Origin of the sequence: Persicitalea sp. (genome assembly GCF_041751555.1) — a bacterium.
Lineage (GTDB): Bacteria > Bacteroidota > Bacteroidia > Cytophagales > Spirosomataceae > Persicitalea.
Map to the genome: position 1 here is coordinate 1 of NZ_JBGSXF010000512.1, position 9551 is coordinate 9551.

Below are 9551 nucleotides of genomic sequence, written 5' to 3' on the forward strand. Positions count from 1 at the left end.
GGTACATCAAAATGTAAACTACCAGTACGGCGTGACGAACTCTACGACCACCGCCCTCGACTTAGTGAACAACCGAACTGGCGTGTGCCGCGACTTCACGCATCTGGTCATCGCGCTCTGCCGCAGCCTGAATATTCCGGCCCGCATGACGGTCGGTTACATCGACAAACTGGAAGTAATGGATTTGCACGCCTGGGTACAAGCCTACCTCGGCGACCAGTGGTACACCTTCGACGCCGTGCAGCAAAGTACCCACGGCTACCGCATCGAGATCGGCCATGGGCGCGACGCCGCCGACGTGGCGATGGTCACGCAATTTGGCAATATGCAGTTGCAGAATATGAACGTGGAGACGCAGTTGCTGGAAGCGCAGAATGCGTAGATTGAATTGAGATTTTGCGACAAAAAGGCCCAACTTATTTAGAGTTGGGCCTTGTGTGTAAGTTGGAGAGCTTGATTTCAGTAATCCTACAAATCGCTAAAATCAAAGCTCTCCAAAAATTTCGTCGTAAAATTACCCGAGCGGAAGCCTTCGTCGTCCATGAGCTTAATGTGAAAGGGGATAGTAGTTTTGACTCCCTCAATGACGAATTCCTGTAAAGCCCGCTTCATGCGCGTGATGACTTCGGCGCGGGACTGTCCGCTGACGATCAGCTTGGCGATCATGGAGTCGTAGTTGGGCGGGATGGTATAGCCGCTGTACACGTGGCTGTCAATGCGCACGCCATGGCCACCAGGGAAGTGCAGGTTGGTGATCTTGCCCGGACTGGGCCGGAAACCGTTGGCCGGATCTTCGGCGTTGATACGGCACTCCATCGCGAATAGCTTGGGGGTGTAGTTGCGACCCGAAATGGGTTCGCCCGCCGCTACTTTGATTTGCTCCTTGATGAGGTCAAAGTCCGTTACTTCCTCCGTGATGGGATGCTCCACCTGAATACGGGTGTTCATTTCCATAAAAAAGAAGTCCCCGTGCTTGTCCACGAGAAACTCCACCGTACCCGCACCTTCATAGCCAATAGCCTGAGCACCTTGAATGGCAGCCGCTCCCATCTTTTCACGTAGTTCGGGCGTCATAGCGGGCGAAGGGGTTTCCTCGACCAGTTTCTGGTGCCGCCGCTGAATGGAGCAATCGCGCTCCGAGAGGTGGCAGACCTTACCGAACTGGTCGCCAATGATTTGAATCTCGATGTGGCGGGGTTCTTCCACAAATTTTTCGAGGTACAGCCCGTCGTTACCGAAGGCCGCGCTCGATTCCTGCCGAGCGTCGTTCCAGGCTTTCTCAAACTCCGATTCCTTATTGATGACCCGCATTCCGCGTCCACCTCCACCCGCCGTGGCTTTCACGATTACGGGATAGCCCATGTCTTTGGCAAGTTTTTTGCCCTGCTCGACCGATTCCAGCAGTCCCTCGGAGCCAGGAATTACGGGAACGCCCGCTCCGCGCATGGTGGCTTTGGCCGTGGCCTTGTCGCCCATGCCATTGATCTGCTCAGCGGTAGCACCAATGAATTTGATGCCGTAGTCGCTACAAATCTGCGAAAACTCAGCATTCTCGGACAAGAAACCATAGCCGGGATGGATGGCGTCGGCGCCCGTGACTTCAGCGGCGGAAATGATGTTTTGGATGCTGAGGTACGATAGGCGACTGGCGGGAGGGCCGATGCATACCGCTTCATCGGCAAAGCGGACATGGAGACTATCGCGATCAGCAGTTGAATAAACCGCCACTGTCTTGATGCCCATTTCGCGGCAGGTACGGATGATTCGCAAGGCGATTTCGCCTCGGTTAGCAATGAGGATTTTCTTAAGCATGAGGTTTAGGGTAAGGTTCAGATAGGCTCGACCAAAAAGAGCGGCTGGTCGAACTCGACGGGTGTGGCGTTCTCCACCAGTACCTTCACGATGCGTCCCGATACTTCCGATTCGATCTCATTGAATAACTTCATAGCCTCGATGATACACACGGGCTTACCGGGCTTGATCTCGTCGCCTATTTCCACCAGCGAGGGTGTCTCGGGGCTGGAAGCGCGGTAGAAGGTACCGATCATGGGCGACTTCACCGTTATGTAGCTGGTTTCGCTCTCGGCAGGTGTGGCGGGCGGCGTAGCGGGTTGGGCGGGTGCAGGCGCAGCCGGAGTGAGGGCAGCGGGTAAAGGTGTAGTCGTTGCGGGTGCCGCTGCCGGGGCGGCGGTCGGCGTAGCGTTGCGCTTCACCTTGATCTTCAACTCCGAGGTTTCGATGTTCACCTCATCGAGCCCCGACTGGGCGATGAAGTCGATCAATTTCTGAATTTCCTTAGTTTCCATAGTTAGGGGGTGTTGGTTCTGAGGGAAAACAAATGGTTTGGAAGGTTATGATTTGACGCGCTCTACATAGTCGTAGGTGCGGGTATCGATTTTCAGCACGTCGTCCTGCTCGATAAAAATAGGAACGTTAATTTTAGCACCCGTCTCTACTTCCACCGACTTTTTTGGCGAGTTGGCCGTGTCGCCCCGAATGCCGGGTTCGGCGTAAGTGACTTTCAACTCCACGAAGGCAGGTAGTTCGCAGGTCAGCGGTGCGTCGTTTTCAGTGTTCATCAGGATCTCCACTTCCTGTCCTTCCTTCATCAAATCGGCTCCAGTTACCAGTTCTTCGGTCAGCAGTATTTGCTCGAAGTTCTCGGTATTCATAAAGTTGTATCCAACTTCGTCTTTGTACAAATATTGAAACTTCTGCCGCTCAACGCGCACCGGCGTAATGCTTGCCCCGGAGTTGAAGGTATTGTCCAGCACTTTGCCTGTAGTCAGGCTTTTCATCTTTGTACGAACAAAAGCGTTGCCTTTGCCTGGCTTAACGTGTTGGAATTCGGTAATTTGAAAAAGATCGTTGTTGTACTCGATCACTAATCCGTTACGGATGTCAGAAGTTGAAGCCATTTTTATTTAGTTGACAGTTGACAGTTGACAGTTGACAGTTGACAGTTGACAATGATTTTGGATTGTGCCGTCTTTGCCAGTAAATGAATATCAATCGTTTGATAGTTGAAAGTATATGCTTGTTGCCCAAAAAAGCAGTTGAGTTCTTTGACAACAGAAAATGAACTGTCCACTATTAACTGTCCACTGAGTAAGCCCACTTCACATAAGCCGTACCCCAGGTAAAGCCGCCGCCGAAAGCAGCGAAGATGAGGTTGTCGCCTTTCTTTAGTTGGGATTCATAGTCCCAGAGGCAGAGCGGGATTGTAGCGGCAGTAGTGTTGCCATATCTTTGGATGTTGAGCATCACTTTGTCCATGCTCACACCCATGCGGTTGGCGGTGGCCTCGATAATGCGCTTATTGGCTTGATGCGGTACCAGCCAGGCAACGTCGTCGCCCGCCAAGCCATTCTTTTCCATTATTTCGGCGGAAATATCGGCCATCTTTTTAACGGCAAACTTGAAAACCTGCTGTCCGTCCTGAAAAACGTAGTGCTGGCGTTGGTCGATCGTTTCGTGCGTGGGCGGGTAGCGACTGCCGCCGGCCTTTTGATTCAGGTGCGGCAGTCCGACACCGTCGGAACGAATGATCGAGTCCAGCAAGCCGTAGCCTTCCTCGTTGGCTTCCAGCAGCACGGCACCAGCTCCGTCGCCGAACAGGATGCAGGTCGTGCGGTCGGTGTAATCCGTGATGGCCGACATTTTATCGGCTCCTACGACAACCACCTTCTTGTATTTTCCGGTTTCGATGAATTGCGAAGCCAGTGTGAGCGCGTACACGAAACCAGAACAAGCCGCCTGTACGTCGAAACTACCCACATTGCGAATGCCTACCATGTCGCAGATAAGGTTGGCTGTGCAGGGAAAAATGTAATCGGGCGTAGTAGTAGCGCACACCACTAAGTCTATTTCCTCAGGCGCGGTATTGGTTTTTTCCAATAGGCCCTTTACCGCTTCGGCGCCCATGTGAGAACTACCCTTACCTTCTCCTTTCAAAATACGCCGCTCCCTGATACCCGTCCGGCTGACGATCCATTCGTCGTTGGTATCGACCATCTTTTCCAGCTCGGCGTTGGTCAAAATGTAATCGGGAACGTAGCCAAATACGCCGGTGATGGCGGCTTTTGCGTGGGTCATGTTGTGCGTTTCTATTTTTTCCAATGGTCAGGCGAGGGCTTGGGCGATGTGTACGTAGGCGTTGGCTTCTACTTGCTTGACGGCCCAGGAAATCATATTCTTGATGGCGAGTGGTGTGGACATACCGTGGGCGATCATCACGTTGCCGTTCACCCCCACGATGGGGCTACCACCCACACCCTCGTAATTGGTGCGGGCAATAAATTCATCTTCGACGCCACGGCTTTTTGTGACCTCGTACAGTGATTCGCCCAATTTGAAAAGTATGTTACCTGTAAAGCCGTCCGTCACGATGACATCGGCCTTATTGGTGAAAAGGTCCTTTCCCTCTATGTTTCCTATGAATTTGATGCGCTTATTGTCTTTCAGGATTTGGTGTGTTGCCTGAGCAATCAGCGAGCCTTTTTGCTCCTCCTCACCGATGTTCATCAGTGCGACGCGTGGACGGTCGATTTGGAAAGTATGCTGGGCGAAAAGGGAACCAATTTCTCCAAATTGACCCAACACATCAGGCTTACAGTCGGCATTGGCCCCAATATCGATCATGATGGCGTAGCTACCGTCCACCTGCGGTACAAAGCCCGCGATGGCGGGCCGTAGAATGCCTTCGATAGCCCGGATGCTGAACAGCGCCCCAACGTGCATTGCACCCGTGTTACCCGCGCTGCAAAAGATATCGACCGCCTTATCCTTTAAAAGCTTAAACCCAACTCCAATGCTGGAATTGGGTTTTTGCGACAGGGCTTTGGTGGGATGCTCGCCCATTTCAATTACATCCTCGGCGTGGACGATTTCCACCTTTAAAGAATCGAGATCGTGCTGCTGCAATATTTCGCGAATGGCCATTTCACGACCGATAAGGACGATTTTTGCATCGACGGGCAAGTCGGCGGCGGCCATAGCAACCCCTTCGACGATCGCCTTTGGAGCGAAATCACCACCCATCGCATCTACCGCAATCTTCATTTACACACCTCTTTTTACTAATAGAAAAATGAAAACGTGGGGGTAAATTTAGCAGATGCCAGCCAGTAAAAAAGAATTTCGCAACAACTATTTGCAAAGCTGCTGCGAAATCACGGCTGTAAGCCACACCAAATCAGACTACTTTCGCGTAATCCTCGATCATCAACTTACCCTTGTAATAGAGGTTGCCCTCATATACGTGAGCGCGGTGCGAACGGTGAACTTCGCCCGTCGTGGGATCGACCGACAGTTGCTTGGCAGTCAGCTTGTAATGCGTACGACGCTTGTCGCGGCGGGTTGTGGAGTGTCTCCGTTTAGGATGTGCCATAATTAATTTATTGTTTGAATGAGTGAATTTTGATGGGGCAGCCCTCGCTGTGAGTGAATAGGCTTGTTCTCCAAATCCCTATTCATAAATGCTGTTTAGCTATTCGTTTTTCAGGTTTTTTAATGCTTCCCAGCGGGGGTCAGTGTTTTCTTCTTTGTTTTCCTGCTTTTCGGAACTGTAAATGAGCGTCTCCGTTTCCTGGTCGTCTTCCTCCGGTTGGCGCAGGTCGGGGTGGATTTTTTTCATCGGTAAGGCCAGGGCTATGAATTCGTAAACATAGCCTGCCACATTGATTTGCGTCGTGTTGCGGTTGATGATCGAAATCTCCTCGGTCAACTCCTCATCCTGGTCGCCAAATTTCAAAATCAGGCGGTTCTGCGTGTCCACTGACTCATTGAATGGTTCCAACGAACGGTCGCAGGTCAGTTCCGCGTCTCCCTTTATGTCGAACCAAAGCTGCAGCATAGTGCTGGATTTTTCCAGACGCAAATGCACCTGAAAAGTACCCTTCTCGATCAGATCCTGGGGCATTTCTGCAAAAAACGCCGGGCCAATCTCGTAGTCAAATTCGTACGGTTTATCTTCTAAACCGTAAATTCCAATGCTGTATTTATTCGACTCTTTCACTTGGTTCCGCAAAAAGGACTGCAAAGATAGCTTCTTTTTTTTTAATTAAAAATGAAGAGTTGGTTTCATACTAGTGGTACTCAGGCAGAGTTAGAGCAAAGGCATTTTTGCGGGAAAGCTCACCTCATTACTACTACCTCTTTTTTGAAAGTATGTGTGCTGCCGTCGTCGAACATGACCTCGGCCACCACCACGTAGTAGTTTTCCGTCATCGACGTTTGGCCGTCGAGGCGTCCGTCCCAGATAGCGTCGCCGTTGCTGAGCGTGAGATTTTGGCTACCGTGAACAGCAATACCCCAGCGGTTGTAAATTCTGACGGAAGGAAACTGCAACATTGGAAAAGGGAAATGCACTGTCAGCTGGTCGTTCTGTCCGTCGCCATTAGGTGAGAAACTCGTGGGAACGAAGATCGTGTTCGCACAATCGGAACGTACCGTTACTTTTCGAAGTATTACGCAGTCATTAGCGTCTTTTACCGCGACTTCGTACTCGCCTACCGCTAGGTTTTCAAATGAACTTCTGGTACCGAAACTACCCGCATTCATCGCGTACTGTACATTATTCCCCGTCGCCCTAACTGCCACCCGTCCGTCGGCCACACCGCAGGAGACAGGCGCCAGGTCAATGCCGTCAAATTTGGGGCCGTTGCTCGGTTTGACGACGGCTATTCTCGTATCGATGCAGCCTGCCGTGTCGCGCATGCTAACAGTATAGCTCCCTGCTGCCAGGTTACGGAAATTGGCCCCTGGCTGGAACTTACTGCCGTCGAGGCTGAACTGGGCATTGGCGGCGGTGGTCGTCACGGTAATACCGCCGTCTTCCTTACCGCAGGTGGTTGGGGTAGCCGTGGCAGTGTTGATTTTGACGGCGTTGAGTTGGATCAGGGTGGCTTTTGCTGTTGCCGGACACGCAAAAGTGTCTCTAACTGAAACAGTGTATTCGCCACCCGGTAATTTGTCAAACACGTTATTTTTCTGAAAATTGATCCCATCGAGCGAATACCTCGGGTTAGCTCCTGAGCCCTCTATGGTCAGTGAGCCATTGGCCAACCCGCAAGTCGGATGGCGGGTCTTGACCCCCTTGATGCTGAGGTTAGCAGGTTGAACATTTGCATTGCCATCGGCTGAGCATCCCGCATCATCCTTAACCTTCACTTTGTAGTTTCCCTCCCCCAGCCCAGTAAATTTATTTGAAGACTGGTAGCTAACGCCACCATCAATGCTATATTCTTTGTTATCAGAGGCTCCCAGAGCCGTTACTACCAAAGTACCGTTCTGTTTCCCGCAGCTTATCGGTTCGCCGCTGATAGCGGCAATTACCAGATTCACGATTTCTATCTTGACGGGAATCGCCGGACTTTCAGAATTGTATAGGGTTTGGGTAATGTAAAAAGTAGTGGTCTCGTCGATTTTTGGACTGAAATTATTTCCCTGCGCGAGCATCCGGCCTTTGTTCGACGAATCGTACCAGCGAATGTTTTTGCCCGTAACGGTGAGGTTGACGGCCTGCCCTTTGCAATATTTGTTGCCCGATTTCAGAACGATGCGGTAGAGTTCCACCTTACCGCCGCCCACTTCATCGCAATACGATGGATTTTGGATGTTAGTGTACGTACCTTTCAGACTTTCCTCAACTGGATCGTATTTCATATCCAACGACCAGTAGCAGGTGAGCGGCGTGTCGAGCGAACCGCTCTTGTCCGACTCCTTAAACTTTACCGTAGTCGCCGTAACGGTACCCTTCACATAGGCCACTCCACCGAAGGCTACCAATGGATTGGCCGTCTGCGCGGTACCGCCCAGCATATTGCCCGATTGTGTGAAATTGCCGAAGTAGTTAAAAATGGCATTACTGGGGTCGGAAGGGTAGGTGACGCCCAACCAGTAGCCAGCGTAGGTTTGACCAAAAGCGGTACTGATACCCGCAATTTTCCAAAGAAATAACAACAATAAACTGGTTACTAATCGCTTGCTCATCATCCCATACCGTAGTTTATGTGTCAGTCAAATGTACGAAAGCATTTTTAGACCAAGCAAACCGTTGATACAAAATAGGGCAAATGAGTAATGGGGATTTTTACAAAAAATTGAGATTAGAATATTCTACAAAATGTGCCAAAAACAGCGATGAAGAACTATTTTAATAAGCAGATCACTAGGTTTGGAGGAAGTGCTTAAGGGAAATAACAAGCACAATTTCATGCATTTGTAGTAGAGACAAAAAAGGGTTAAAGGACAATGCCCTTTGACCCTCAACCTTTAGTTCTGAAAGTACCCTCAAGGAGGATTACTCCTTTGTCACTACCTCGTCCAGATTCAGCAGTACGTTTGCCGAAACGGTCAGCGCCGCCAGTTCGGGCGACTTGCGGCCGTGTTCGTAAGTCAGCAGGCTGTCGATTTCGCCGGGCTTTTGGCGATACTCTCGCAGGGCCTGGTTGTAAACGTTCAGCATCACGCCCAGGCTCTTGGGTTCAATAGGCTGGTACATCAGCTTGCGATAGCCTTCCTGCAACTGCTGCTCGGGCGTCCTGCCTTTACGCTGCATGTATTGGGCCAGCCGCTGGGCCGATTCCAGATAAACCGGATCGTTCATCGTCACTAGGGCTTGCAGTGGCGTGTTGGTACGAATACGACGCGACTGGCAGAACTCCCGGCTCGGGGCGTCGAAGGTAACCATAGAAGGATAGGGCGCCGTGCGTTTCCAATAAGTGTAGAGGCCGCGTCTGTAGCGGTCTTCACCTTCGCTTTCCTTCCATTTACTACCGTCGTAAGGCGAAAGCCAGATGCCTTCCGGCTGCGGCGGCATTACGCTGGGGCCGTACATTTTGTCAGCCAAGAGCCCGCTGACCGCCAGGGCCTGATCCCGAACCTGCTCGGCGCTCAAGCGCACACGCGGGCCACGGGCCAGGTAATAGTTGTAGGGATCTTTTTCCTGCTTCTTCTGATCGGTTTCAGAACTTTGGCGATAGGTGGCCGACATTACTATATCTTTTAGCAGTTTCTTGGTGCTCCACCCGTAATCTTCCATAAAAGCCACGGCCAGCCAGTCGAGTAGTTGGCGGTGGGTGGGTTCACTACCCTGCGAACCGAAGTCCTCCACGGTTTCCACAATACCCAGGCCGAACAACTGCTCCCACAAACGATTGACCATGACCCTCGCCGTAAGTGGGTTGTCGCGGCTGACGAGCCAGCGGGCCAGTTCCAGGCGATTGGCGGGCTGTTCGCCCTTAGGCATCCTGCCAAAAGTAGCGGGTACGGCGGGCTTGACTTCTTTGCCGTGTACCAGCCAGTTGCCGCGCTCGAAGACGTGCGTCTTGCGGGCCAGGTTGTCCTGGCCTTCCCATAAAATGGGCGTGCGCTTACCACCGTCTTTCAGTGACTTGGCGTAATCTATGAGCACCGCCTGGTAGCCGGGGCTATCTTCACCAGGTAAGGCTTCCTGAAAAGCCACCCATTTGATGGATGTGAAACCCTTGGGCTTTTTCGGATCGCTGAAGGCGAGGTAAAGTGAATGCGTTCCCTTTATTTCCGGTAAA

General features: G+C 51.6%; 10 protein-coding genes. 1 reads left to right on the forward strand and 9 read right to left on the reverse strand.

The window, feature by feature from the left end; translation table 11 throughout:
- On the forward strand, positions 1 to 382 hold a 382-nt coding region (locus ACEW8P_RS18185; protein ID WP_373514497.1), incomplete at its 5' end, for a transglutaminase family protein.
- Between the two features lie 86 nt (positions 383 to 468).
- On the opposite strand, the gene accC is transcribed toward ACEW8P_RS18185, so the two are convergent.
- The 9 genes from accC to ACEW8P_RS18230 all read right to left on the reverse strand — a co-directional run.
- Positions 469 to 1812, reverse strand: coding sequence for an acetyl-CoA carboxylase biotin carboxylase subunit (gene accC / locus ACEW8P_RS18190; RefSeq protein WP_373514498.1), 1344 nt, complete (start codon positions 1810 to 1812; stop codon positions 469 to 471).
- A 17-nt stretch (positions 1813 to 1829) separates the two neighbouring features.
- The gene (accB, locus tag ACEW8P_RS18195) at positions 1830 to 2306 is read right to left on the reverse strand and encodes an acetyl-CoA carboxylase biotin carboxyl carrier protein (RefSeq protein ID WP_373514499.1); all 477 of its coding nucleotides are present in this window, start codon (positions 2304 to 2306) and stop codon (positions 1830 to 1832) included.
- A 45-nt stretch (positions 2307 to 2351) separates the two neighbouring features.
- A complete protein-coding gene (gene efp, locus ACEW8P_RS18200; protein ID WP_373514500.1) occupies positions 2352 to 2918 on the reverse strand; it encodes an elongation factor P in 567 nt (188 codons plus the stop codon).
- A gap of 175 nt (positions 2919 to 3093) precedes the next feature.
- A complete protein-coding gene (locus ACEW8P_RS18205) occupies positions 3094 to 4095 on the reverse strand; it encodes a beta-ketoacyl-ACP synthase III (RefSeq protein ID WP_373514501.1) in 1002 nt (333 codons plus the stop codon).
- 27 nt (positions 4096 to 4122) lie between these two features.
- Positions 4123 to 5061 carry a phosphate acyltransferase PlsX gene (plsX, locus tag ACEW8P_RS18210; RefSeq protein WP_373514502.1) on the reverse strand — a complete coding sequence of 313 codons (939 nt, stop codon included), beginning with the start codon at positions 5059 to 5061 and terminating at the stop codon, positions 4123 to 4125.
- Positions 5062 to 5194: 133 nt separating this feature from the next.
- Positions 5195 to 5389 carry a 50S ribosomal protein L32 gene (gene rpmF / locus ACEW8P_RS18215; protein ID WP_373514503.1) on the reverse strand — a complete coding sequence of 65 codons (195 nt, stop codon included), beginning with the start codon at positions 5387 to 5389 and terminating at the stop codon, positions 5195 to 5197.
- 99 nt (positions 5390 to 5488) lie between these two features.
- Positions 5489 to 6016: a DUF177 domain-containing protein gene (locus ACEW8P_RS18220; protein WP_373514504.1), complete on the reverse strand. Its 528-nt coding sequence runs from the start codon at positions 6014 to 6016 to the stop codon at positions 5489 to 5491.
- Positions 6017 to 6135: 119 nt separating this feature from the next.
- Positions 6136 to 7992, reverse strand: a complete 1857-nt coding sequence (locus tag ACEW8P_RS18225; RefSeq protein ID WP_373514505.1) for a gliding motility-associated C-terminal domain-containing protein — start codon at positions 7990 to 7992, stop codon at positions 6136 to 6138.
- 310 nt (positions 7993 to 8302) lie between these two features.
- The coding region (locus ACEW8P_RS18230; RefSeq protein ID WP_373514506.1) for a DUF1553 domain-containing protein at positions 8303 to 9551 on the reverse strand (1249 nt) is incomplete at its 5' end.